We start from the raw sequence: 25,011 nt of genomic DNA, 5'->3' as shown, positions 1-25,011 counted from the left end.
ATGTGCTGAGTTTTACTATTGTGTTTATAACACGGTTCTTCTGAAAGTGTCAATCTATTCTCTAAAATTAAAACGGATATACTAATTTTCCAATATGTTTTTTCTTATTCTGGATTTATTTAGTCGAATATTTTACTTCTTCCCACCATCCTGCAGCATTAAAAATTTTCATAACTTCTATAGCTCGAAATGGTCTTTCCGAAAAGCTCAAATATTCTACTTTCAAGTTGTAGGTTTCCTCTGTATGTGGATAAGCTTACATTTTTGATAATGAGCAATAGTATTAATTGAGTCTCATTCATATTTAACATGCTCCAAGAACCTTGCTCATGAAAGTTCCACTTTTAAAATTCAGAAAAATTTTACAATAAATTATTAGTTCCTAAAAACAGATTTAATAAAATTAATTTGAACAACATGAACATTCAACTAGGAGGACAGCATGATAAGAATAAGGAGAAAACAGCTTCTAGCTTGTATTGCAACGACTTCATTGGTGCTCTTGAACTTCGGGACATTGTTTCCGAAAATGGGAGAAGCGTCTCCCAAAGCTGATGTAGATGATAAACTTAAAAGTAAAGTAGTTGAAGATTATCTAGATTTTTCATTAACACCTCAAATTATTTATCCTCAGTCATGGACAGCGATAAATAAGCTGCGAACCTTGGCAGACACTACTCTCGGTAGCATGGACGCCGCTCAAGCTACGATTACCTCAGTTTTACCACTAGATTACATTGATGCATCTAACGGGACAAATACAACGAAAACATCAGAGCATACAGTAACCAAATCAAATCCGAATGTTGATTTTTCAAAGTTACCTATTTTTCTTGTAACTGAAATCGTACCTGACAGCACCAATACTGGGGGTGTTGATGGCTACGAGTTTATCGAAGTCTATAACAATACCGATAAAAGTATTAATTTTAAAGATTATAAGCTTATGTATCGAAATGGAGCTCAGTCTACAACAGACGTTATTTGGCCTTCCGTTCCAGACGATTTGTTTATTAAGTCGAAGGATACGCTAGTTTTCTGGATCATCAACGATAAGAACGTAGAGAAAACAGTTGCAGACTTTAATAAAAACTATGGAACCAGTTTAGTGGAAAAACAAAATATTGTCCGGGTTTACAACGCTAGCATGGCGAATACTGGTATGCATGGACTTGTTGTGGCCGATAATACAAAAAAAGAAATTTCCGTATCTTACTATAATGATCAAGAAGGTGTAGATGACACACAACGAAACAAAGGCATCCTATTCCAAATTTCCCAAAACGGATCAACGATTTCATCAAAAGTTAGTGCCGGAGTGGAAAATGGAACTCCTGGAAAGGTAGATGCTTATCAAGTCCCCACCCAGTCGGTGCATATGGAAGAAGATCTTAGAAAGCCTACCCTTGAAAATCTAACCACACAAACAGAAGTGAAGGAAGCAGAGGATTTTAAACTAACTGTAGATGCTCAAGACGACAAAGCGGTAAAAACAGTTAGAGTCTTCTATAAGGTCAATGATACAAGCGACTACAAAAGTGAGATTTTACAGCAGGACTACAACACTATGTTTTACCATTATACGGTTTACTCACCCGAAATTATTGGGAAAGATTATATTGAATATTTCTTTGTCGTGTCTGACGGACAAAATGAAACAAAAAGCAACACATACAAGGTAAAGGTTACAAACGTCCGAAATATGGAAAGTCTTCGTGTAAATGTAATAGATAACCAAATTCTAGCTGGAAAAGCAGTCATTACAGGAACCTCTAATGATGAGTCTGCTGACATGATCGAACTGCTGATTGATGATCAGAGGGTTGCCACAAAAACATATAAAACATTTGAAAACACATCTTATCTCGCATTTGAAGTAAGCAGCGTAGATATGTTTTTTCAAAATGGGGTGACGATGGGGAATGAAGTACTAAAAATTTTTGACGAATGGATTTTAGAATGGCAAACAATCACAGTTCCAATCCAACCTGACCGTTTGAAAATTGGGGATAATATGTTTACAATTCGCTCTGGCAATAAAGCAACCTCATTTGATTTAGATTCAGTGGAAAATCGGGATGATTACCTTTTGCGAAATGTTCGGTTAGTGTTAGGAGATGGCACAATTATTAAGGATTCTTCATTCAGCAGCCCAACAAAAATAATCGCCATGAAAGACAGTAATCCATATAAAGATTTTCACTTTATTATTTCAGAAGAGGATGCGGCTTCAAAAGCATACAGTTGGAATACAATGACTGTGACTGATGGGAAGCATACGATTACGGTTAAAGATTCAAATGAAGAAGTGAAAATTCCCGTTATTGTGGATAACACAGCTCCTACTATTGACCCTTCCATCAATAAAAATAAACAATACAAAGGTGAATTCGTGATTGACCCTGTCATTACTGATGCGATTTCAGGGGTAGATACAATTGAAGTAACCCTTGATGGAAGCAAGATTGCAACTCCATACTATACTTCATCATCACAGCTGAATCCGGGGAATCATTTATTACTTATCAAAGCTGTTGACAAAGCAGGAAATACAAAAGAAGAGAAGTTTCCATTTACTGTCGTCGATGAAAACCCTAATAAACCAGTGTCCGTAACATCAACAGGTAAGATAAATGGAACTCCGAAAATTCTGGTAAAAGTTTCAGATCCAACAAATGATGACATGGATGTTACTTTTTATCAAGCATTTCAATATAAACCGAAGAATACGAATAGCATAACATCTTATGAAAACACAGCTATTGTAGAACCGCCCCAAATAGCTGTTCCGGAAGGAGAGCAGCCATTGACTAATGCAGAACTTTCTCTGATTTCAGCCCGAGATGGAAAGTATTTAACAACTAAATCCTTTGACAAGTTCCCTTATCATCGCTTTGATGTAATACTAGATCGTTCGGTAAATGAGAAAGATGTTGTTGAGCTGGTATGGAAAGGAAAATCGCTAAAAGGAAGAAAAGTAACAATGTATGCATGGAGTCATTTCGAAAACAAATGGAAAGTCATAACGCATAAAATTGCTGGAACAAGAGATTTTACATTAAAAGGTAACGTAAATGTTTCGGAGTACATGAAAGATCATAAAATAAACGTACTTATTCAAGATGAAATTCCAGCATCCGCAAATGACTATGCTTACACATTTGTTTGGATGTCTGATACTCAGTACTACTCGAAGTCCTATCCATATATTTATGATGCACAAACCAAATGGATCGCGCAAAATAAGGATGTATTGAAGATCAAGTATGTTTTCCATACAGGCGATTTGGTTGAAGAATCGTTCATAGAAGATCAGTGGAAAAATGCAGATCAATTTATGAAAACGTTAGAAAATGCGAATGTTCCATACGGTGTACTAGCTGGAAACCATGATGTAGATCATAAGACGAGTGACTATACACAGTTTTATAAATACTTTGGTGCAGACCGCTTCTCAGGCAAATCTTATTACGGAGAAACTTACAAAAATAACCGTGGTCATTATGATTTAATTTCTGCACATGGGAACGATTATCTTATGATGTATTTGGGCTGGGGAGTGGATGCTGAAGGGATTGCGTGGATGAATCGTGTTCTTGCTGAGCATCCTGATAAAAAAGCTATTTTATGTTTCCATGAATACTTGATGGCCAGTGGTACAAGACACCCGAACGGTGAAATGATATATAAAGAAGTTGTATTGAAAAATCCAAATGTCATTGCTGTTCTTTCGGGACATTATCATGAAAGTCAGACGATTATAGATGAAATTGATGATAATCTTGATGGTATACCTGATCGCAAAGTATATCAATTGCTTGCCGATTATCAGGCTGGACCAGAGGGTGGGCAAGGGTACATGCGCCTGCTTCACATCGATCAGGATAACAATCGAATCATAGTCAATACGTACTCCCCATATCTGAATGATTACAATTATTTTAATATGGATGTATATCCTGGCAAAGATGAATTCATAATGGACTTAAATATGCAGCCTATGGAAAAGAGAGTATCTACCGATTCCTTCGAAGTAAACGTCTATACAAATACAGAAATAGGCGGGAAAGAAAATGTGAAGAGCGGAATGATTACAGAAGTAAAATGGAAAGGGCTAACCGAAAACAATTCCTATTCCTGGTACGCAGTTGCAACAGATGATTTTACTGGAAAAACTGTTTCAAATATTTTTACATTTACAAAAGGAAAACCTGATAAACCAGTCTCGAGGGGCAATCACAGGAATTTATAGAGGAGAAACAGTACAGAATTGGATATTACTCATTTAATTACAAAAAACCTTTTAGAAAAAGATTAACCTTCATTTATGGGTTATCGATTTCTAAAAGGTGTTTTTTTGTTCAGTTTACAAATATAAAGCAAATCTCAAGATTGTTTAGGTTGAAAATAATTTTGAAGTTTCAATAAGAAGCTATATATGCTCCCACCTTTGTAAGCATAAGTTGTTAATTAAATGAAAAATTCTTTGCATCTAAAGTTTTTTCCATTACCACAGTTTTTACTAAAAAACCATTTGGGTTTTTTACAACTTCCTCTTTAGAAACAAAATAACCTAAAGACTCATACAAACTAATATTTTTAGTTAAAGAGGCTCGAACTCGACATTCCATTTTATTTTTACAATGATCATTTGCATATTTTTCGAGCCACAATAACATTGCCTTTGCTACTCCTTTACCTCTTGCATTAGGAGATACAGATACTCTTGAAAAATATAAAGAATCGTCTTTAAGTGTAAATCTTGATGAACCAATCGGTAACCCCTTTACCAAGCATAATAAAGCATTCTCCGAACCGTTCTTAAAAGAAAGTTGTAAAGTTTCTAACGATTCATTTAATGCACTTGAAGGAACATCAATGAATCTATATTCTTCAAATGCCTCTAACATAAGTTTGTGAACAATAGGTATATCTTCTTCAGCAGCTAACTTTATTTCTATGAACATACTTTTCTCTCTCCTAGCAAGAAGTCCTTATTTTATCATATTACTGTTATAACATATAATTGGATAATTTTTCAATTAACAAAATTTTTGATCAAACATTTTTATAAACTGTTTATCCTTTCTGCCTTTTGCCCAGCTTTCGTTTTTCTGAAGATACTTGGATATTTATGTTAAAATATACTAGAATTCAGTTGAATTAAGAGAAAATATGAAAATAATTTATTTCTTTAGATTAAAAGGGTATCAAAGAATTTATCTTGATCTACCAGGGATGGGTAAAACCATTGGGGACAAAGACATTAACAGTTCTGATGATATGTTGAATGTTGTACTAAACTTTATTGATAAGATTATACCAAAACAATCATACTTACTAGTTGGTGAATCCTATAGCGGGTACTTATCACTAGGAGTCATTGCAAAGAAAAAGGAAAAAGTAGAAGGCGTTGCTTTTATTTGTCCAATGATTATACCAGAAATGGAGAAAAGGTCATTTTTTAAGGGAGTGGAAAAAAACAATAAATACTATCATGATTAAAAACATAGTTTCGTTATTTTTATTTGCGTCACTTATTATTTCGATACAACTAAACAATTATTTACTTATTGGTATATGGGCAGTTACTTCTATTTTTCTTTTTGTTACTTTTAATAAATCTATGAAATCGTTTGTTGTCACAAATGTTCTATTTGGTATTGGATTTTTCGCTTATTTATATGTAACTTCTCATTGGACAGTACAATTCCAACCAAAGGAATTACGTATATTTTTCAACAGAATATCATTAGTTTTTATTTTGGTCCCATTGTTCATGTTATCTTTCTTTTCAAAGTCTCCATTTATAACATATTGGAAAAAGCCACAGTGGAATGAATTAATTTATTTCCCGTTTATTTGGTCGGGATTTCACCGAACAAATGTTAAATTCTTTCTTTTCATAGCATTAACAGTTAATATTGTCAGCTTTGCGCCCTTTATTATTCAAAATGGTTGGTCTTTTATCGAAGAAATATGGCTACTCTCTATCTTATTTTCAATTACAAACGCTTTACTCGAAGAAATAATTTGGAGAGGTAATCTTTTGAGTCGATTCTCAGAACAATTAGGTGAAAAATGGGCGGTTGTGGTAACAAGTTTAGGTTTTGGATTACAACATTATTCACTCGGAATTCCTTGGGTTATTTGTATTGCTTTTTCTATTGGAGGAATGTTTTATGGAGGGATTACTATCAAATCTAGAAGCATTATTCCCTCAGTTATTTGGCATATTGCTTTAAACACTCTCATGGTTATAAGTGGTTTAATTTTAAAATAAAAATTTTATAGAAAAGGGTTCAGACAATAGAACTCTTTTAAAATATCAACAATGAATTTTAACAGAGCCAAAAAGAAAAAAGAACCGAGAAGCTGTACTAACTGTACGTCGACTCGATTCAAGTTTTTTACACTATTTTTATTCTCACTATTGATAAGAAGTGGAAAAGTTTATTTTTACATGTACGATTTCTATTCGTTAGTTACAATTTTAACTCTATCAACGCACAGCACTCCACATGCGCCGTCTGAGGAAACATATCAACAGGCTGTATATACTTTACCTCATATTTCGAAGAAAGCACCGCTATATCCTTTGCCAACGTAGATGGATTACATGACACATAAACAACCTTCTTCGGCTTTACCTTCAATATCGTTGATAGCAGCTGCTGATCCAGCCCTGTTCTTGGAGGATCGACAATAATAACATCGGGCTTAAAGCCTTCCTTCGTCCATTTTGGTAGCCATTGCTCGGCTTTGCCAGTGACGTATTTTGCATGCTTGATGCCATGTCGTGCTGCGTTTTTCTTGGCGTCTTCAATGGATTCAGGAATGATGTCCATTCCTCTAATTTCGGCTGCTTGATCAGCTACCCATAGACCGATGGTGCCTACTCCGCAATAGGCATCAACTACTTTTTCTTTTCCAGTTAATGTAGCTGCTTGTTTTACTTCGTTGTAAAGCTTGACTGTTTGTTCTGGATTCAATTGAAAAAAGGTTCTCGCTGATAGCTCAAAAGATAGATCACCTAATGTTTCTTGGATAAAGTCTTTTCCTTCTAGCGTTACGGTTTCATCACCAAAAATGAGCGATGTTTTTTGCCCGTTGATATTTTGAACAATGGATTTTAACTCAGGTAATCTTTTTTTCATTTCGTTGATGAGCAGTTCTTTTTTCGGTAATTCCTTTTTAGCGGTAATAAGGACGATTTGTAATTCCCCTGTTTGAATACCGACTCTTGAAACAATCGTTCTAACAATTCCTTTTCGTGTTCGTTCATTGTAGATTGAAATTTGAAGATCTTGAAGAATTCCCTTTACCGTTTTGGTTGCTAAGCTTGTTTGTGCATGTTGAACTGCACATTCATCAATATTGATTAACTGATGCGAATTTAAGCCATATAAGCCGGCAAGCACCTTTCCATTTTTTACGCCTACCTGAAATTGACTTTTATTGCGATAATTCCATGGGTTTTCCATTCCAATCGTTTCTCTAATCTCTAATTGTTCAATGTTTAGCTTTGTATGTCTTTCAAGAGATTGAACGACAATATCTCTTTTTTCCTTCAATTGTTGTTCGTAAGTTAAATGCTGAAGCTGACAGCCTCCGCATTTTTCGTAAATCGGGCAAGGAGGCTGAACACGATACGCTGATTTCTTACGGATTTTTTTAATCTTTGCTTCTGTAAATTTTGGGTGGATTTTTGTCGCTTCAACGACAACCTCCTCCCCTGGAAGGGCTCCAGGGACAAAAACAACCTGCTTTTTAAAATAGCCTACTCCTTCCCCGTTAATGCCAAGTCGTTTTATTGTTAGCGGGAAGGTTTGTTTTTCGTTTATTTTTACGGTTTGTCCGTTTTTCATGCTGTTATCACTCCATTATGGTTCAATGCTTCGCCACAAATATAGGGAGGCGTAGCTTAAATAAGGATTCCAATCCTCGATCATGCTTTCCATTTCCGTTTGGGATGGCTTTTCATTTAGCCCGAAATATTTTTTCAATGCATTTTGCAAGCCAATATCTTTTGTTGGAAAAAGATTTGCTCGGCCAAGTCCAAACAATAAAAAGTTCTGAACTGTCCATGGACCAACACCTCTTAGTTTGATTAATTCTTCCATGATCTCTTCATCTGTTTTTTCTCTTAAGCTGTCTAAATCTAATTTGCCCTCTGCTATTTCACTAGCAATACCTATTACATATTCTGCTTTTCTCGTGCTAAATTGCAATTCACGAAGCTCTTCTACCTGTAAAGATGATACTTTTTCTGGTGATGGGTAAAACCAAACACCGTCTTTTTCAAAGCCAAAAGTCGTGACAAATCTTTTCGTTAATGTATGAGCAAATGCAAGGTTTAGTTGTTGATGAACAATGCATTTTAACAAGCAGTGATAAGGAGCGAAATCAAGGACGATCGGTGTTCCATAATGCGCATCAAATAACTGCTTTAATGTAGTCTTTTGAAAATGCTGATGGATCTCCTCAAGCGATTTTTCCCAATGAAAAATTTCTTTGATTCTTTTCATGGCTATTTCTTCGTATTTTTCTTCGACACCTGCTATTGTAAACTGCGGCTCCTTTATTGTACCAATCCCCGTTACTTCTGCAACGATTGGATTACTTTTTATTATTAAAGGAACCTTTATCGATCTTAGCTTCTTATCAACTGCATGAAGTGGATCCAATGAAAGTCGATCTAGAACAAGATCAAAATGATACGGTCCTGGCACTTCAATTGTCTTCATTTCTACCATCCGTTCTACACTTTTTTCGTCATTATAGCATTTAAGGAAGAAATTTTGTAAAAAGGAGCATGTAATTTATTTTACCTGTATGATCCAAATATCTTATATAATGGAAATTAAGAAAAAGGTAATCATCTGGATTTATTCACTAGTCTACCTTCATATTTTCTTACTTTTAAATATACAAAAGGAGTGTATGTATGAGCTTATCTGTTAGTAAAGAGCAGCGAATTAAATCGATTGATGTGCTGCGCGGCTTTGCTATTTTGGGAATCTTTCTTGTTAATATTCCCTCTATGCTTGGAATTGAATTATTATTAGAAGAACGAAGCTACAACGGATTCGATGCTTATGTGAGGCTATTTTTCGATCTATTTGTGCAAACGAAGTTTTATGTTATTTTTTCCTTTTTATTTGGATTAGGATTTTGGATTTTTATGAGTCGTGCGGAGCAAAGAGGATCAAAAATGTACCAATTGTTCTCACGGCGATTAGTCGTTTTACTTTTATTTGCACTGATACATATCGTCTTGTTTTGGAATGGTGATATTTTAAATACATATGCCTTTACAGGATTTTGGCTGCTCCTTTTTTATAGACGAAGCCCAAAAACGATTTTGATTTGGTCTATTGTGCTGCTAGTGCTATCTGAGCTATTTACCATATTAGAATCGTTCGTACCAGTAACTGTCAGCTCAGATGTCCCAGCGTTTAATTATTTTGATGGCTGGTTGGATCATGTTTCTGAAAGAATCCAATTCTTTTTGATCTACCATATCGCTTCTAATGTTTTTTACCTTCCTGAAATTCTAGGTTTATTTTTACTAGGCTTGTATGTAGGAAAAATTAATCTTTTTCAGCGTGTGAAGGAATTAAGAAAAAACATCCGCATGTTTCAGGTGATCGCTTTTCTTTTTACGATCCCAAGCTGGATTATGCTTCTTATCCATTTTACTCCAGAAAGCTATAGTCCAGGAGTGAGTTATCTTTATGTGATGACAAGCGGGAAAACATTGTCGATCTTTTATGTAACTTCTTTAATACTATTGCTTGAAAAAGAAAGATGGCAAGTTTTCTTGTCTCCAGTTGGATTCGTAGGTCGAATGGCTTTAACTAATTATTTAAGCCAAACCATTGTGACAACAATCTTATTCGCTCTTTTATTTGATAATACTGCTGAAATTACTTTATGGCAGTCGGCAATTTATTGTTTTGCTTTTTATTCGCTGCAAATGTTTTTAAGTAAGAGGTGGCTATCTACATACCAATTTGGTCCGCTGGAATGGATATGGAGAATCGGGACTTATGGAAAGGTTCAGCCTTTAAAAAAGAAGCTGAAAAAAATGGCCCATTAGCTATTTCTGTGAACACCCGAATGAATCTGCGGGTGTTCACCTATATAAATATAGATCGAAAATCATCGTTTTTTTCATTTCTAACTCATCTAAGCTTTTAAATTTGTACCCCTTTTTCTTCAAATCAATAATCGCCTTCTCAAGGGCATCCGCGTTATCCTTTGATACGGTATGAAGAAGCAGAATTGCTCCAGGATGTATTTGCTTGATCATATTATCATAAGCATATTTCCATCCCTTTTGCTGATCCGTTTTCCAATCAACAAAGGCAAGGGACCAAAAAACTGTCGTATATCCTTCTTCGTTTGCTAATTTTAATGTGCGCTCACTAAAAATGCCTCTCGGAGGACGCAAATAGTTCATTGTTTTTTGTCCTGTCAATTTTTCTGTTTCCATTTTTACCTTCTTCAGCTCTTCTTTCAATCGCTCCCTGCTTACTTGAGTTAAATCTGGATGATGCCAGGAGTGATTTCCAATAATATGTCCTTCTTTCACCATTCTTTTAACGAGTCCGGGTTCACTTTTTAAATAATGTCCTGTTACAAAGAAGGTAGCAGGTATTTTTTCTTTTTTTAAGACATCTAATATTTTCGCCGTATATCCATTTTCATACCCGTTATCAAAGGTTAAATAAATGTCCTTCTTCTTTGGATCTCCAATATAATACGAGCCGTATTTTTCAAGCATGTTGTCTAATGGCTCCCCAGCTTCTGGAGGAACCTCGTTCGAATTTTTTTTAAACCCCCAATGAATTGGGGCGTTTGAAACTTGAGCATAAACAGAAATAGACCAAGTTAAAGCAAGTAAAATGGCGATCATGCCTTGGATAAAGCTCCTTTTCATTTTTCTCCCTCCTTACATTCATTTTTTCTTATCGTTTGTCATACACAAAAGAAACATTCATTTTAATCAAAGAGAATAGGATGGTTTGTTATTGCAAACCTTAATAAAAATTAGGTTTTTGAGGTGTAGAGAGTGTTGTTGGTAAATAAAAAAAAGGAGCAAAGGCTTTTGATCTTTGCTTTTCTTGTCATTGTATTATGTGTATCTCCTCTTTTTATTTTAGGCGAAAATGCTCACATTCGTGTTCACGATAATTTAGACTCAAACCTTGCCTGGTATAAGGTGTTGACAGAAAGCGGAAAAATTATTAGTCCTATTGATGCAGTTATTCCTCAAATCATTAACGGATTACCCCGAAATGCTTTCGGAACTGAATTTAGCCTAATTGTATGGCTTCATGCTTTATTTCCAACGATGATCGCATATGCACTTAGTCAATTTATTACACGTATAGTTGCATTTCTTGGAATGTATCTTCTTTTAAAAAAGCACTTTTTACCACATTCTAATTTGGCTATCATTCGGATTGGAACTGCCCTTTCGTTCGCCCTTACGCCCTTTTGGCCCTCTGGAATGCTTAGTACGCTTGGAATGCCTTTAGCCTTATGGGCATTTCTTAATATTCGGAACGGTGAGAATTCATGGACAAACTATTTAACCTTAACCCTTTTGCCATTTTATTCGAGTATTGTCTTAGGTTTTTTCTTTTTTTTAAGTGCAATGGGAATTTTCTGGCTAATGGATCTTATCAGGGGAAAAGGATGGAACCTTCGCTTTTTTCTTTCAATTGTTTATATGATATTGATTTTTTTAATCGTTGAATATCGGCTCGTTTTTTCGCTTCTTTTTGATGATGAGCCTAATAGTAGGGATGAATACTTTCATGCCAGATTACCTGTTTGGAGATGCCTTCGTCTAACATTGAAAAACTTTATTTTCGGCCATCACCATGTTATGACAGTCCACACATTTGTTATATTACCCGCCATGTTCATAGCTTTGTACTTTGTTTTTTCTAAAAAGCTGTGGAAACAAGAGAAAGTGTTTATCTTTTTATTTGGGCTAAACTTAGCTTTATCAGCCTGGTATGCTTTTTGGTTTTATAAAGGCTGGCTTCCGTTAACAGAACGTTTTCATTTTTTGGATACATTTAATTTTGCCAGATACCATTTTTTACGGCCTCTTATTATTTATCTTTTGTTTGCACTATCTTTAAAGATTATTTATCTTCAAGGTATTAGTTGGAAAAAAAGTGCATTTTATTTTGTTTTAGCTCAAGTTGCAATCGTTTTTCTATTTAACGAGGAAATCATTTTTCATAATCAGCCCACTGTTAAACAATTTTATGCAAAAGAACAATTTAATGAAATTAAAAAGTACATAGGAGAGCCGCAGGAAAATTACCGAGTCATTAGTATTGGGATCCATCCAGCTATTGCCCAATATAATGGATTTTACACACTGGATACTTACAACAATTTTTATCCTTTAAGCTATAAATATGAGTTTCGAAAAATAATTGAAAAGGAATTAGCCAAAAATAAAACCATTCGGACCTATTTTGATGAATGGGGGGGACGCTGTTATGTATTTACAGATGAGCTTGGGAAGCATTATATGTTTAAGAAAAACTCTAAGAAAAGGTTAAAAAATCTTGAATTGAATCTGGACCCTTTTAAAAGGATGGGAGGAAAATATATTTTTTCTGCTATCCCGATTGAAAATGCCGCTGAAAATAAGCTAAAATTGGAAAAAATATTTATGTCAAAATCTTCTGTATGGAAAATTTATTTATATAAAACACGATCCTAGTAGACATATGCTTTGTAAGAATTCAAATTTCTAAAGTGCATCTGGATGCTTTTATATCTTAGCTACTGGAGGACAACCATGAACGAACCTATACTTTCAATTGTCATTCCATGTTTTAATGAAGAAGAAATTTTACCTAATACCATTTCACAAATAGATACGTATTTAAGAAGCCTTATTTCAAATCAGATTGTCTCAAATAAAAGTAAAATTCTTTTTGTTGATGATGGAAGTAAAGACAACACTTGGTCGATTATCTATCAGGAAAGTTTAATAAATGAGCAAATCAAAGGATTAAAGCTTTCACGGAATGTAGGACATCAGAAAGCATTATTAGCAGGCTTATTTACTGTTAAAGATGCTTCTGATTGTGTTGTATCCATTGATGCCGACCTTCAAGATGATATTCAAGTTATACGAAAATTTATTCAAAAATTTAAAGAAGGATACGAAATTGTTTACGGTGTGAGGCAACAACGTCAATCAGACACTTTTTTTAAACGAAGCTCAGCTCAGCTATTTTATAAAGCAATGAAAAAAATGGGCGTTCATATTATCTATAATCATGCTGATTTTCGGCTCATGAGTAAACGAGCTCTTCAGGAGCTTGAACGTTTTGAAGAAGTAAATATGTTTTTAAGAGGGATTGTCCCTCTTATCGGTTTCCCATCAACAAGTGTATATTATGATCGGAAAGAACGACTGGCAGGTGAAACTAAGTATCCATTAAAAAAAATGCTCGCATTCGCTTTTGATGGAATAACTTCTTTTTCCATCACACCCATTCGATTTGTCTTAATGATCGGATGCCTCTCCTTTTTGATCAGTTTACTTTTTGGTGCGTATTTTATTGGATTAAAATACTTAGGAGAAACAAAAACTGGATGGACTTCTCTGATCACATCCGTTTGGTTGATAGGAGGATTACAGTTAATTGCAATTGGATTGGTTGGAGAATACATTGGGAAAATCTATAAGGAATCAAAACGTCGGCCAAAATATATTGTAGAAATGGATACCTTTAACGTTCCAGTCCCTCGCCATTTTATGATTTCAGGGAAGAACGCTGATGAGCATTATAGCCTAGAAAGTAAATTGAATTTTTTCCAGAAAAAATGAAAGAGTGACTTTTTCATTTAGTCACTCTTCCATGTTTAAAATACCTTCTCTTTAAATTGTGCTAATTTTTCTAAGGAAGATTGATCTACATCCTGATGAAGACTTTTTCCATGAGAATCCATCGTTACCACAGCTGTAAAGCCCTCTACCTTTAAATGCCACATCGCCTCTGGAATTCCAAACTGTATCAAATCAACGCCTTCAACCGACTTAATACAGTCTGCGTAGTATTGTGCTGCACCACCAATGGCATTTAAATACACACCACCATGCTCTTTTAATGCTTCAAGCGTTTTAGGTCCCATTCCGCCTTTCCCCATTACCACTCGAATCCCGAATTTTTTCATAATATCTCCTTGATAAGGTTCTTCACGGATACTAGTGGTTGGTCCAGCGGCCTTCACATGCCATTCACCCTTTTCATCCTTAAGCATAACTGGTCCGCAATGATAGATGATTTGTCCATTCAAGTCAACTGGTGCTTCATTTTCTGATAAATGCTTATGAATAGCATCTCGACCTGTATACATTATCCCATTAATCTGCACAACATCTCCGACCTTAAGCTTTCGAATTTTCTCTTCTGTAATAGGAGCCTGTAATTGAACAATAGCTTGTTCCTCTTTTGCAGCCGCAACTTGTTTTTCTTCATCTGTATTCGTTAAATCAACAAGCTCTCCCTCTTGATATAGCCATTCGCTAATTTCTCCAGTAGTTGGATGAATATAAACACCTAAACGGCGGTAAGCCCAGCAATTATACGCAACGGAAACGAAAAAACTAGCTGGAATTCGATTCATTACACCAATTTTACAGCCAAGAAGGGTTGCTTCTCCACCAAAGCCCATTGTACCGATTCCGAGCTTATTGGCATTTTCGATAATGTAATCCTCAAGCATTCTTAGTTTTTCATTCGGATTCACATCCTCTGAAGAACGAAAAAGCTGTGCTTTCGCTAATTCATATCCTGAAGTTCGATCTCCACCTATGCCTACTCCAATAAAGCCTGCACTACAGCCCTGTCCTTGCGCCTGATAAACAGAATGCAAGATACACTTACGAATCCCATCTAGATCTCTTCCAGCTCGGCCTAAGCCATCTAATTCACAAGGCAAGCTATATTGAATATTTTTATTTTCACATCCGCCCCCTTTTAATATAAGGCGAACATCTACATAATCCTTTTCCCATTGATCAAACTTGATAACAGGTGTACCTTCTCCTAGATTATCCCCGCTATTTTCTCCTGTAAGAGAATCTACGGAGTTCGGTCGTAGCTTTCCTTCCTTCGTTGCTTTAGCGATAGCCTCTTTGATCGCCTTTTTCATGACGATTTGATTAACCCCAACCGGAACCTTAATCTTAAATGTAGGTAAACCTGTATCTTGGCATATAGGAGACACATTTTCATCGGCCATTTTAATATTTGTCGCTATGGTTGCTAAGCTCATGGCTGATCTTGTACCTGCGTTTTCTTTTTCTTTTGCTTTTTTAATTGCTCGGCGAACATCCTTAGGAAGCTTAGTCGATGTTTCTACAATTAATTGGTACATACTTTCTCGAAAAGTATCGATATTCATTTCTTCTTCCCCTCTCTTTCGTTCACTTTGCTATCTATCATTTATTATACTTCGCATCATCTTTTACTGGAAAGAAAAAGGATGCAATCGGTTACATGAAGCAAAGAATTCCTGTGAATTTAATTCAGATACATACAGCTTTGGTAAAAAACTTCGTGTATGATGTTTGCTCTGCTAATAATGAACTTCTTTTTGAGTTGGATATCATTTATCAGCGAATTCCTGCTATTTATCTGCGAAAATTTGTTTTTATCTCCGAAATCCCCTATTTATCGGCGAAACCTCAATATACAATAGAAAAGAGCCTTTTGGCTCCTTTAGTCACGATGGTTAAATTCTCGACATTTTGATTCGAGCTCATCAATGATTTCAATTAATCGATCTATATCCTCAAGATCTGTGTCCTCTGGATCAATTGCATCTAACACATCAAGAAACATATTTAGACGTTGCTTTAAAAAAGACACTTGTACATTTTTTTCTTGTATTGGATTTCCCATATGGATCTCTCCTTTCACATACGTCTTCATCCTACCGAAAATTTTGTGAAATCGCAAATAGTTTCAGTCTATTTGTAAAACTTTCGTTATAATCTAAGATGAGGGTAAGAAGTCCGATTAGCAACAACAAACATAAGGCGAAATTACAGAACAGAAGCAAAAGTGCCTGGAGCTAGCCTCCATTTATAAAAAAAGTCGAAAGCCTACAAATATAGCAAAAAGCATTGACAGAAGCATTTAATAGATAAATAATGGCAACAGTAAATAAGCGAGGAGAAAAAAGATGATATCCGAACAACAAAAAAAAATAACACCGAGCTTTGATCCGTGGGAGGCTTACTTAGATATCGAACAACATGGCAAGCCTACTTTATCAAATATAGAATTTACAACAACCACCCTTTGTAATATGAGATGTGAGCACTGTGCAGTTGGCTATACCTTACAGCCTAAGGATCCAAATGCACTTCCTATTGATTTATTGCTTAAAAAATTAGATGAGATCAAGCAGCTAAGATCGATTAGCATAACAGGCGGAGAACCGATGCTCTCCAAAAAATCTGTCGAAAACTATGTCGTTCCATTACTAAAATATGCCCATAATCGAGGCGTTCGTACACAAATCAATTCAAATTTAACACTCGATTTAAACAGATATGAAGCAATTGTACCTTACTTAGATGTTCTTCATATTTCTCACAACTGGGGAACAGAAGAAGACTTTATAGAAGGCGGCTTTGCGATGATGGAAAGAAAGCCAACCTCCCAGCAAAGGCGAATTCTTTTTCAAAGAATGGTTGAAAATAGCAGAGCTCTTGTTGATGCCGGTGTGATGGTTTCAGCAGAAACAATGCTTAATAAACGAACATTACCCTATTTAGAAAAGATTCATAACCAAATTGTTCATGAAATGAAGTGTCAGCGTCATGAGATTCATCCAATGTACCCTTCAGATTTTGCTTCTCAACTAGAGGTTTTGTCCTTAGAAGAAATACGATCAGCCATCCATCATTTGCTTAAAATCCGTGATGAATCGACATGGATGCTTTTTGGAACACTTCCGTTTTATGCTTGTAGTGATCTAAATGAAGATCGACAGCTTTTAGAAAAACTATATTCAGCTAAAAATGTAACCGTAAGAAATGACCCCGATGGCCGCTCTCGTCTTAACGTTAATATTTTTACAGGAGACGTAATCGTTACTGATTTTGGAGACACTCCACCATTTGGAAATATTCAGTATGATCAATTAGAGGATATTTATCAAAAATGGACGCAAACAGAACTTGCAAAATCTTTAAGCTGTCATTGTCCTAGTGTTCGTTGTCTCGGCCCGAATGTCCTTGTTAAAAACAGCTATTATCACACACTCAATTTTCTTGAGAGAAAAGCTTCTATTTAATAGTAAAAATAAGAGGAGACAGAATCCCAAAATTCTCTCTCCTCTTATTATTGTCTATCTAGCTACTGTGCCTAGCCTTGTGAAAAATAACCTAATGTCTCTAAAAGTAAAATACACTTTTTGAACCATTAGAACATTTTTCTTCAGGTCTATTCAAGGCGCTTCCGACGTACAGGATGTACGAGTGCCGATGTTGTCACAGAACGTGGCGTTCTTAATCGGCCCCTTTTCGTTTTGTCTAGCTCCAGGCGCCATCGGCTCGATGTCATAAGCCGATAAGCAGGTACCTTATGCTTTTCGTTTTACCGAGGCGCTTCACTTGCGGAAAATCGAAAAGAAATGTGGTCTTGAACAGGAATCCATGCCCCAATCCCTTGTGAAGTAACATTTTTTATGATAATCATCTTTTTCCTTCCTTTTAGCATAAGGTATACCTCACCATATGTTACTTTTCCTTTTTCATTTACAGCAGGAGCGTATCCGTACAAATAGCCAAGACGCTTGGTAGGGATATTATACAACTGGTCCTTTTTCGTTCCACCTCCAACGATTGTTTCGAAAGCTAATGGTAATCCTGATTTTTCCATCCCTTTTAAAAGCATCATTTTTTTGACATCATCTGCACTTGGCACTTTTGCCGTTAATCCTCCTTTTACGACCTTTTGAGTTTCTTGAACATAATGGATTTGATACGGAGCTTTCCCGCCTCTATTATCATAATAATTTGTATTTATTTTTTGAAATTCCCAATTTGCCGAAGTCTCTTTGGATTCATAATTTAATGGCCATTGTCCTAAATAAATAAAAGCACGATATCCTATCGCAAAAGGAGTGCTATTTACAGTCGTTTCATTTAGCATTCGAATAAGGTCAGGATTTTCAATTTTAATTTTTGAAGAGTCAATTAACTTTTGCGCCAGTTCACTTGGTTGTAAAGTAGGCATATCCTGAGAAGGATTCGGATACGTATTTTCCTTTGTAATATTTAATACAGAGTTAGGAATGGTTACGGAAGGAATCTTTGGCTCTTCCTTCTTTCGTTCCGCGTAAACAGGCGAAAAAATAGATAGCATGACAAACATTGCAAGGATAATGAGAGATATTTTTTTCTTCATGATGTTAAACTCCTTTCAAGTATACCAACTCGATTCTTCTTTTATTTTTTTCGGAGTTCGCTCATATTATCCATTTTTCATCTATATTTAGATAAGATTTTAAGCATTTACCGTCAAAATATTTTTTAATAATTTGAATATTTACAAATATCAGTTTTTAATTTATAATTAAGGTAGATCAAAAGAAGGAGGGGAAATGATCCATTCGCTTTATCATTCTATCAAGGAGGGTGAGACTTTTTATACATTTAGTTCATCAATCGTTATCTTATCAGCATTTAACAAATCGTACAAAAAAGGTTGGTGATAAAGTCCATCAAAGCGAGTAGATTAAATCTTCGTGTCGAAAATTATTTTAAATTTACTATGTGTATCTAATATCAGCGCAGATTGCCCATTACGATCATTTTCGCAAAAATCATTATATAAATGAAAATTGCGACAAGATTAAAGAATGGGTATTCTGCGTTTTTATTTTTCATCATATGAAGAAAAGTGCAAGCGTCTTGATGGTCGCGATAGACATAGTATGGGGCACTTAGGAAACCTGATTAACTTGCGTATTATGGCTTACGAACCGAGCGTTATGCGCGGAAATAGACAATAAAAAACGACTCAGCTTATGTAGCTTGAGTCGTTTTTTTGATTAAAGTAAATAGAATCCGATTCCCATTATGATATAGGCAGCCAACAGTGTTGCTCCTTCAAACCAATTTGTTTCCCCATCATTCGATATGACAATCATTAATAATACAGCTGTTGCCATTGAAATTAATTCCGGCAATGTAAAAACTAATGGCATTGATGTTGGAAAGAATAAAGAAACTAAAACAAGGATTGGTGCAACAAACATCGCAATTTGGAGAGTAGAGCCAACCGCAATTTCTACGGCAATATCCATTTTATTTTTAAAGGCCATAATAATCGCTGAAGCATGCTCAGCCGCATTTCCAACAATGGCTACAATAATGACCCCAATAAATAACTCAGTCCATCCAAATGATTCTGCTACGATATGAAAAGTATGTACTAAATTCTCCGATACATAAGCTACAGCAAGTGTTGCTAAAGCAAGAATACCAATCGCCTTATTTCTACCCCATTCTGGTTCTTCTTCATGATGAGACCCAACATCATTTTTATGCTGGTAAACTCCTCGATGAGTAACGAGCTTGAAAAAGAGGGCAGCTAAGTAAAGAATAATTAAAATAATGGATATTCCAACACTTAAGGTTAATGTTTTCGTTTCATTCATGGAAACAGCAAAAACTTCTGGAATAACAAATGCAACAATAACAGCGAACATCAGTAAGCCCGAATTATGTCTTGCGTCAAATACATTAAAATGCTGACGCTTATATTTTAACCCCCCCATAAAAAAGGAGAGCCCGGCAACAAGAAGTAAATTTCCAAGGACAGAGCCCGTTAATGAAGCAAGAACAACACCAATTAGCCCTTCTCTTAAAGCAAAAATGGCAATAATAAGTTCAACTGCATTCCCAAATGTTGCATTTAATAGCCCACCGATTCTCGGGCCAGTAACAATCGCAAGACTTTCCGTTGCTCTTCCCATAAAGCTTGACAGGGCAACGATGGTTAAACAATAAATAACGAACATTAAAATACTTGACCAATGCAAAAGCGAACCGATTACGGATAAAGGAACACCGATAAAGGTCGCCAGCAAAAAAATTTTATTTGTCATCCACATTATTCCTTTCAATATATGATAAGAAAAATTTCATACCGTTATTTTTCCAAAACTAGTCAACTTTATCCTTGTACAAATCATACTAAATTAACTCAAAGCTCTCTTCAATGATGATGCTACCTTTAACTGATTGCACCATTGGACAATTTTTCTGTGCCAATTGAAGGGCTTTTTCTATTTTTTTCTCCTCTAAATGTAATCCCTTAATTTGAAAATGTAGATGGATTTTTTCTAAGCGGTTCGCCTCCTCTTCGATTCTTTTCACATCTGCATGAATATGTATGTCCTCAATTTCTAGGCGCATTTTTTCCAGAACGTTCCTTAATACTCCTCCACTGCAAACGGCGATAGAAGAAACCATTAATTGATACGGTCGAAAACCATATTCTTCGTCCCCTGCAATGTCAAGCTTACCATAAGGAAAATGAGTGTAAAAACCAATATCCTTCATAATAAAGTCCATGATGTCTTCCCCTTCAATTTTACTTATATATTGAGATTACACTATTTACTGCTAAAATAACACTTCATTGCCATCTTTTAATAAAAACTTTAAAAAACAAGAGCAATTTTATTTTCGACACATAATTTATATGGTAGGATGAATCTATATATAAATTTTATAGTTTATGCTTAAATTAATTAGCTTTGTTGTAGGACTAATAAAGCTCCTCCTTCCATGCTAAAAAGTTTTGCTGTCACCAATTTTGGTGGCAGCTTTCGTGTTTTTTAGGGGTAATGATTGTGATTATTCTTCTCAATAACATTTAAATGTAGAAAAGAAAACTAGGAGGCGTTCAATATGGTAACAGAAGCAAAAGCATACCTGAAAAAGAAAGTATTGATTCAAGTAAATTTTTTTCAACTATTAAAACCACATTTAGAGTTAATTGCAGCGGGACTAAGTGGGATCTTTATTTTAATAGGATGGTTATTAGACCAATCTAACTCCAGTTCATCGGTTGTATATTATATTCTTGCTTTCCTTATTGGGGGTTACGCAAAAGCGAAAGAAGGAATTGAAGAAACGATTCACAATAAAGAATTAAATGTAGAAATGCTAATGATTTTTGCAGCAATAGGTTCTGCCATTATTGGCTATTGGACTGAGGGGGCTATGTTAATATTCATTTTTGCTGTAAGCGGTGCTCTTGAGACATACACAATGAATAAAAGTCACCGAGAAATTTCTTCCTTAATGGACCTTCAACCTGAGGAAGCCTTAAGAGTTCAAAATGGTCAAGAAGAGTTTGTACATGTTTCTAATTTAGAAATTGGAGATTATATTTTGATTAAACCAGGAGAACGGATCCCTTCTGATGGAAAAATTGCACAAGGTCAAACGACCATTGATGAAGCCGCTATTACAGGTGAGTCCATCCCTGTTTCCAAACAAAAAGAGGATTATGTTTTTGCAGGTACTGTTAACTTAAATGGATCGATTAAAGTAGAAATTACAAAACCTGCGAGTGAGACCCTGTTTCAAAAAATCATTCAGCTTGTTCAATCTGCCCAAAGTGAAAAATCTCCCTCTCAGCTGTTTATCGAACGCTTTGAAGGCACGTATGTCAAAATCGTTTTATCCGTTGTGTTGTTAATGATGTTTTTACCTTATTTTCTCCTTAACTGGAGCTGGAATGAAACCTTTTATAGAGCCATGATCTTATTAGTTGTAGCGTCACCTTGTGCATTAGTCGCTTCCATTATGCCAGCTACTCTTTCAGCCATCTCAAATGGAGCGAGACATGGCATTCTTTTTAAAGGAGGCGTTCATTTAGAAAATTTAAATCATGTGAAGGCGATTGCCTTTGATAAAACAGGGACTTTGACAAAAGGAAAGCCTGAGGTAACGGATGTTATCGTTAGAAAGGATCTTGATAAAGAGGAAGTATTGTTAAAAACAGCATCAATCGAAAGTCATTCTAATCATCCTCTTGCACTTGCTATTGTTCAATATGCTAAGGCATATTTTAATGGAGCAATACAACATCCTGAATTTATTGAGGATGTCGCTGGATGGGGAGTAAAAGCGACTTTGGATGGAGAACAGTGGAAAATCGGTAAAGCAGGTTTTGTCGGAACAGACGAAGCAGAGAGCTTTGAAAATGGAATTGCTAAAGAGTTGGCAGAAGCAGGAAAAACGATTGTATTTGTTCAAAGGAACGATGAATTGATCGCTCTTGTTGCTCTTAAAGACATTGTAAGGGAAGAAACAAAGCTTGCGATTGAACAATTAAAAAATTTAGGACTATATACGATAATGCTAACTGGCGATAGTGAAAAAACAGCAAAAGCGATTGCAAAGGAAAGTCATGTACACGAGCATATTTCTGACTGTCTTCCAGAAAGCAAAGCCTCTGTTCTTAAAGAGTTAAAAGAGAAATACGGAACAGTAGCAATGGTAGGAGATGGAATAAATGACGCCCCTGCTCTTGCTACAGCGAATGTCGGTATCGCTATGGGAGAAGGAACTGACGTAGCCCTTGAAACAGCTGATATTGTTCTTATGAAAAATGATTTACCACGAATTGCCGAAGCTATACTATTATCAAAACGAATGAATAAAATCGTAAAACAAAATGTCATTTTCTCAATAACTGTTATTATGCTTCTGATTATCTCTAACTTTTTACAAGTAGTGGATCTCCCATATGGAGTAATCGGTCATGAAGGAAGTACAATTTTAGTTATCTTAAATAGCCTAAGATTGTTAAGATCATAAAAAATGTTTTACGAACAAAAAGAGGATGTACACGATCCTCTTTTTGTCATTTAAATTTTATTTTATTTAGTGATATCCATTTTGTCCATTTGCTGAACCGGATGTTTTATGCTTTGGAGTGCTCTTTCCTTTTTGTTTTGTTGTCCCATCTTTCTTCGTTTTTTTTGTCATAAAATCCTCCATCTTATTTTTTTATTGTTCCCTTATTTAGTTATTTGTTAATGAAGCTTCTTTTACAAAGGGAAATTAAAGGAAGACTTTTAACAGGTTGGATCCTTTTCTTTACTATAATAGGCGTTGATTTCTCCGCCAATCATAATTATTATGCCTGTAATATAAAACCAGATCATTAATACGATTACAGCACCAATGCTTCCATAGGTGTAAGAATAGTTTCCAAAATTATTTACATACTTAGCAAAAGCGAAAGATGCTAATATCCAGCCAACCGTTGCAAAAATAGCTCCTGGAACGGCACTCATACACTTCATTTTAATATTAGGAGCAAACCAATATAAGCCGATAAATACAATGAACAAGATGATGGCACTAAAGAACCAACGAATAGCGCCCCACATAGCTAAAAATTGGTCTGATAAATTAAAAAAAGAAAAAAGCATCATCCCTAATTCTTTTCCAAATACAGGCAGCAGTAAAGCTACTACAAAAACAATAATCATGGCAAATGTTAAAAAAATAGACATTCCTCTAGCTAAAATAAAAGACCTAGTTTCTTTTACTTCATATGCTTTATTAAATGAAATAATAATGGCATTAATTCCATTTGATGCTGACCAAATTGTGGCAATAATTCCGAAGGAAAGAAGCTTATCATTTCGATTTAATAATTGATTGATATTCGTTTCAATAAACTTCATCGTATCCTCAGGAGCATAAAATGCAATGAAGTTAAGAATATCCTGAACTGAAAGAGGGAGATATGGAAGCAGAGTGATAAGAAATATAAGTAAAGGAAATAATGAAAGGAGAAAAAAATAGGCAAGCTGAGCAGCTAGACCAAAAATATCATGCCGATGAATTCTTAGCCAAATATTTTTTGTTACATTGAAGAAAGACCTGCTCATATCTATTGCCATCCTTAACCGAAATTTTTCCTGTAAACATCAACTTTACAGTTCACTTTATTTATAGCGTTATGAAAGTTTAATCAGGTGAAGAGTGTACATCACCTGATCTATATGATAAATATTAGTATTTATTCATCATTGACTAAAGCTGATTTTGCAAACGAATTTTTGCTAATAAAGCTTGGCAGCCTTGATTAATCAATTCATATACTTCTTCGAAATTTCCACTATAATAAGGATCTGGAACATCTTTATTTGTTACCTCTTCAACTAAATCCAGTAATCTAACAATTCTCTCTTTATCTTGATTTCCTTTTAACCTCTGAATGTTTACAACATTACTTGAATCCATCGCGACAATATAATCAAATTTTTCAAAATCATCTAGCTTAATTTGTCTTGCTACCAATCCCTTATCATTAATCTTATATTTCTTTAATATGGTAAGAGTGCCATGGTGTGGACGATTTCCCGTATGCCAATCTCCAGTACCACACGAGTCCACAGCAATTTCATTTTCTAAGCCTTCCCTCTTTACTAAATCTCGAAACATAGCCTCCGCCATTGGAGAACGACATATATTTCCTAAACAAACAAATAATACATGAATCATTTCCTACTCCCCCTTTTTTATTAAGCTTATTACAGTTGACTTTTCCGATTAGACATGAAAAGATTGAAGATAATTATGGACATTTTTTTAACATAGAAAGGATGCTTTCAATGAATTTAAAAGAAAAATCTACTGAAAATGTTGAATTTATGATTGAAAAAATAAAAGATAAATTAAAAGTGCTAAACCTCGGAGCAATCAAACCTTCTCATTTTGATGAAAATATGTATGAAGAACTAAAAGATATTTATGAGCTTGTCATGAAAAAAAATTCATTTAGCCCAAATGAAATGCAAGCAATTGTTGAAGAGCTTGGCAGTTTAAGAAAGCAATAATGCTCTGAAAAATAATGATCAATTAAGGTTAGCTAGATTTTTGACTGTTTAATTGATAAATAAAAAATA

At 35.1% G+C, this 25,011-nt stretch carries 20 protein-coding genes; 9 read left to right on the top strand and 11 right to left on the bottom strand.

Annotated elements, in window-relative coordinates:
• Nucleotides 1–442: 442 nt before the first annotated feature.
• Nucleotides 443–4,252: a lamin tail domain-containing metallophosphoesterase family protein gene (locus FDO66_RS01420; RefSeq protein ID WP_141430613.1), complete on the top strand. Its 3,810-nt coding sequence runs from the start codon at nt 443–445 to the stop codon at nt 4,250–4,252.
• A gap of 214 nt (nt 4,253–4,466) precedes the next feature.
• On the opposite strand, the gene FDO66_RS01415 is transcribed toward FDO66_RS01420, so the two are convergent.
• Complete coding sequence (locus FDO66_RS01415) at nt 4,467–4,967, bottom strand: GNAT family N-acetyltransferase (RefSeq protein ID WP_141430612.1); 501 nt, start codon at nt 4,965–4,967, stop codon at nt 4,467–4,469.
• 208 nt (nt 4,968–5,175) lie between these two features.
• Here FDO66_RS01415 and FDO66_RS01410 point away from each other — a divergent pair, with 208 nt between their 5' ends.
• Both FDO66_RS01410 and FDO66_RS01405 read left to right on the top strand, forming a co-directional pair.
• Nucleotides 5,176–5,505, top strand: a complete 330-nt coding sequence (locus tag FDO66_RS01410) for an alpha/beta fold hydrolase (RefSeq protein WP_141430611.1) — start codon at nt 5,176–5,178, stop codon at nt 5,503–5,505.
• Nucleotides 5,498–6,283 (top strand): CPBP family intramembrane glutamic endopeptidase, encoded by a 786-nt coding sequence (locus FDO66_RS01405; protein ID WP_258535526.1) that lies wholly within the window; start codon nt 5,498–5,500, stop codon nt 6,281–6,283. Before FDO66_RS01410 ends, FDO66_RS01405 begins: the two co-directional genes overlap by 8 nt.
• A gap of 202 nt (nt 6,284–6,485) precedes the next feature.
• Here the strand turns inward: FDO66_RS01405 and rlmD are convergent, their stop codons facing one another.
• Nucleotides 6,486–7,868 carry a 23S rRNA (uracil(1939)-C(5))-methyltransferase RlmD gene (rlmD, locus tag FDO66_RS01400; protein ID WP_141430609.1) on the bottom strand — a complete coding sequence of 461 codons (1,383 nt, stop codon included), beginning with the start codon at nt 7,866–7,868 and terminating at the stop codon, nt 6,486–6,488.
• Nucleotides 7,869–7,883: 15 nt separating this feature from the next.
• The gene (locus FDO66_RS01395; RefSeq protein WP_141430608.1) at nt 7,884–8,747 is read right to left on the bottom strand and encodes a DNA-3-methyladenine glycosylase family protein; all 864 of its coding nucleotides are present in this window, start codon (nt 8,745–8,747) and stop codon (nt 7,884–7,886) included.
• A 200-nt stretch (nt 8,748–8,947) separates the two neighbouring features.
• Between FDO66_RS01395 and FDO66_RS01390 the strand changes: the two genes are divergently transcribed.
• Complete coding sequence (locus FDO66_RS01390) at nt 8,948–10,102, top strand: DUF418 domain-containing protein (RefSeq protein ID WP_141430607.1); 1,155 nt, start codon at nt 8,948–8,950, stop codon at nt 10,100–10,102.
• A 36-nt stretch (nt 10,103–10,138) separates the two neighbouring features.
• On the opposite strand, the gene pdaA is transcribed toward FDO66_RS01390, so the two are convergent.
• Nucleotides 10,139–10,921, bottom strand: a complete 783-nt coding sequence (gene pdaA, locus FDO66_RS01385; protein ID WP_258535529.1) for a delta-lactam-biosynthetic de-N-acetylase — start codon at nt 10,919–10,921, stop codon at nt 10,139–10,141.
• 156 nt (nt 10,922–11,077) lie between these two features.
• On the opposite strand from pdaA, the gene FDO66_RS01380 reads away from it, so the two are divergent.
• Both FDO66_RS01380 and FDO66_RS01375 read left to right on the top strand, forming a co-directional pair.
• Nucleotides 11,078–12,757 carry a DUF6044 family protein gene (locus FDO66_RS01380; RefSeq protein WP_395939738.1) on the top strand — a complete coding sequence of 560 codons (1,680 nt, stop codon included), beginning with the start codon at nt 11,078–11,080 and terminating at the stop codon, nt 12,755–12,757.
• 78 nt (nt 12,758–12,835) lie between these two features.
• Nucleotides 12,836–13,876, top strand: a complete 1,041-nt coding sequence (locus FDO66_RS01375; protein ID WP_141430605.1) for a glycosyltransferase family 2 protein — start codon at nt 12,836–12,838, stop codon at nt 13,874–13,876.
• 35 nt (nt 13,877–13,911) lie between these two features.
• On the opposite strand, the gene FDO66_RS01370 is transcribed toward FDO66_RS01375, so the two are convergent.
• Nucleotides 13,912–15,456, bottom strand: coding sequence for a fumarate hydratase (locus FDO66_RS01370; protein WP_141430604.1), 1,545 nt, complete (start codon nt 15,454–15,456; stop codon nt 13,912–13,914).
• A gap of 317 nt (nt 15,457–15,773) precedes the next feature.
• The gene (locus tag FDO66_RS01365) at nt 15,774–15,956 is read right to left on the bottom strand and encodes an SE1561 family protein (RefSeq protein ID WP_141430603.1); all 183 of its coding nucleotides are present in this window, start codon (nt 15,954–15,956) and stop codon (nt 15,774–15,776) included.
• A 283-nt stretch (nt 15,957–16,239) separates the two neighbouring features.
• Here FDO66_RS01365 and yfkAB point away from each other — a divergent pair, with 283 nt between their 5' ends.
• Nucleotides 16,240–17,358 (top strand): radical SAM/CxCxxxxC motif protein YfkAB, encoded by a 1,119-nt coding sequence (yfkAB, locus tag FDO66_RS01360; protein ID WP_141430602.1) that lies wholly within the window; start codon nt 16,240–16,242, stop codon nt 17,356–17,358.
• Nucleotides 17,359–17,660: 302 nt separating this feature from the next.
• On the opposite strand, the gene FDO66_RS01355 is transcribed toward yfkAB, so the two are convergent.
• The 3 genes from FDO66_RS01355 to FDO66_RS01345 form a co-directional block, all read right to left on the bottom strand.
• Nucleotides 17,661–18,473 carry a YfkD famly protein gene (locus FDO66_RS01355; RefSeq protein WP_141430601.1) on the bottom strand — a complete coding sequence of 271 codons (813 nt, stop codon included), beginning with the start codon at nt 18,471–18,473 and terminating at the stop codon, nt 17,661–17,663.
• Between the two features lie 646 nt (nt 18,474–19,119).
• Entirely contained in the window at nt 19,120–20,178 is a 1,059-nt protein-coding gene (gene cax, locus FDO66_RS01350; RefSeq protein ID WP_141430600.1) for a calcium/proton exchanger, read from the bottom strand.
• An 88-nt stretch (nt 20,179–20,266) separates the two neighbouring features.
• Complete coding sequence (locus tag FDO66_RS01345; protein ID WP_141430599.1) at nt 20,267–20,647, bottom strand: OsmC family protein; 381 nt, start codon at nt 20,645–20,647, stop codon at nt 20,267–20,269.
• Nucleotides 20,648–20,986: 339 nt separating this feature from the next.
• Here FDO66_RS01345 and FDO66_RS01340 point away from each other — a divergent pair, with 339 nt between their 5' ends.
• On the top strand, nt 20,987–22,906 hold the full coding sequence (locus FDO66_RS01340; protein ID WP_141430598.1) for a heavy metal translocating P-type ATPase: 1,920 nt from the start codon (nt 20,987–20,989) through the stop codon (nt 22,904–22,906).
• Nucleotides 22,907–23,166: 260 nt separating this feature from the next.
• On the opposite strand, the gene FDO66_RS01335 is transcribed toward FDO66_RS01340, so the two are convergent.
• Together FDO66_RS01335 and FDO66_RS01330 are read right to left on the bottom strand one after the other, a co-directional pair.
• On the bottom strand, nt 23,167–24,003 hold the full coding sequence (locus tag FDO66_RS01335) for a YihY/virulence factor BrkB family protein (RefSeq protein WP_258535525.1): 837 nt from the start codon (nt 24,001–24,003) through the stop codon (nt 23,167–23,169).
• A gap of 133 nt (nt 24,004–24,136) precedes the next feature.
• Nucleotides 24,137–24,607, bottom strand: coding sequence for a low molecular weight protein-tyrosine-phosphatase (locus tag FDO66_RS01330; RefSeq protein WP_141430596.1), 471 nt, complete (start codon nt 24,605–24,607; stop codon nt 24,137–24,139).
• A 110-nt stretch (nt 24,608–24,717) separates the two neighbouring features.
• Between FDO66_RS01330 and FDO66_RS01325 the strand changes: the two genes are divergently transcribed.
• Nucleotides 24,718–24,942, top strand: coding sequence for a DUF1128 domain-containing protein (locus tag FDO66_RS01325; protein WP_141430595.1), 225 nt, complete (start codon nt 24,718–24,720; stop codon nt 24,940–24,942).
• Nucleotides 24,943–25,011: the final 69 nt, after the last annotated feature.

It is taken from the genome of Bacillus sp. 03113 (genome assembly GCF_006546985.1).
Taxonomy (GTDB): domain Bacteria; phylum Bacillota; class Bacilli; order Bacillales; family Cytobacillaceae; genus VATK01.
The sequence above is the reverse complement of the archived record's forward strand: the minus strand, read 5'-3'. Positions and strand labels throughout refer to the sequence as shown.

Coding starts and splice junctions, on each gene's coding strand:
- FDO66_RS01420 (WP_141430613.1), top strand. CDS start 443: ATGATAAGAATAAGGAGAAAACAGCTTCTAGCTTGTATTGCAACGACT.
- FDO66_RS01415 (WP_141430612.1), bottom strand. CDS start 4,967: ATGTTCATAGAAATAAAGTTAGCTGCTGAAGAAGATATACCTATTGTT.
- FDO66_RS01410 (WP_141430611.1), top strand. CDS start 5,176: ATGAAAATAATTTATTTCTTTAGATTAAAAGGGTATCAAAGAATTTAT.
- FDO66_RS01405 (WP_258535526.1), top strand. CDS start 5,498: ATGATTAAAAACATAGTTTCGTTATTTTTATTTGCGTCACTTATTATT.
- rlmD (WP_141430609.1), bottom strand. CDS start 7,868: ATGAAAAACGGACAAACCGTAAAAATAAACGAAAAACAAACCTTCCCG.
- FDO66_RS01395 (WP_141430608.1), bottom strand. CDS start 8,747: ATGAAGACAATTGAAGTGCCAGGACCGTATCATTTTGATCTTGTTCTA.
- FDO66_RS01390 (WP_141430607.1), top strand. CDS start 8,948: ATGAGCTTATCTGTTAGTAAAGAGCAGCGAATTAAATCGATTGATGTG.
- pdaA (WP_258535529.1), bottom strand. CDS start 10,921: ATGATCGCCATTTTACTTGCTTTAACTTGGTCTATTTCTGTTTATGCT.
- FDO66_RS01375 (WP_141430605.1), top strand. CDS start 12,836: ATGAACGAACCTATACTTTCAATTGTCATTCCATGTTTTAATGAAGAA.
- FDO66_RS01370 (WP_141430604.1), bottom strand. CDS start 15,456: ATGAATATCGATACTTTTCGAGAAAGTATGTACCAATTAATTGTAGAA.
- FDO66_RS01365 (WP_141430603.1), bottom strand. CDS start 15,956: ATGGGAAATCCAATACAAGAAAAAAATGTACAAGTGTCTTTTTTAAAG.
- yfkAB (WP_141430602.1), top strand. CDS start 16,240: ATGATATCCGAACAACAAAAAAAAATAACACCGAGCTTTGATCCGTGG.
- FDO66_RS01355 (WP_141430601.1), bottom strand. CDS start 18,473: ATGAAGAAAAAAATATCTCTCATTATCCTTGCAATGTTTGTCATGCTA.
- cax (WP_141430600.1), bottom strand. CDS start 20,178: ATGACAAATAAAATTTTTTTGCTGGCGACCTTTATCGGTGTTCCTTTA.
- FDO66_RS01345 (WP_141430599.1), bottom strand. CDS start 20,647: ATGGACTTTATTATGAAGGATATTGGTTTTTACACTCATTTTCCTTAT.
- FDO66_RS01340 (WP_141430598.1), top strand. CDS start 20,987: ATGGTAACAGAAGCAAAAGCATACCTGAAAAAGAAAGTATTGATTCAA.
- FDO66_RS01335 (WP_258535525.1), bottom strand. CDS start 24,003: ATGGCAATAGATATGAGCAGGTCTTTCTTCAATGTAACAAAAAATATT.
- FDO66_RS01330 (WP_141430596.1), bottom strand. CDS start 24,607: ATGATTCATGTATTATTTGTTTGTTTAGGAAATATATGTCGTTCTCCA.
- FDO66_RS01325 (WP_141430595.1), top strand. CDS start 24,718: ATGAATTTAAAAGAAAAATCTACTGAAAATGTTGAATTTATGATTGAA.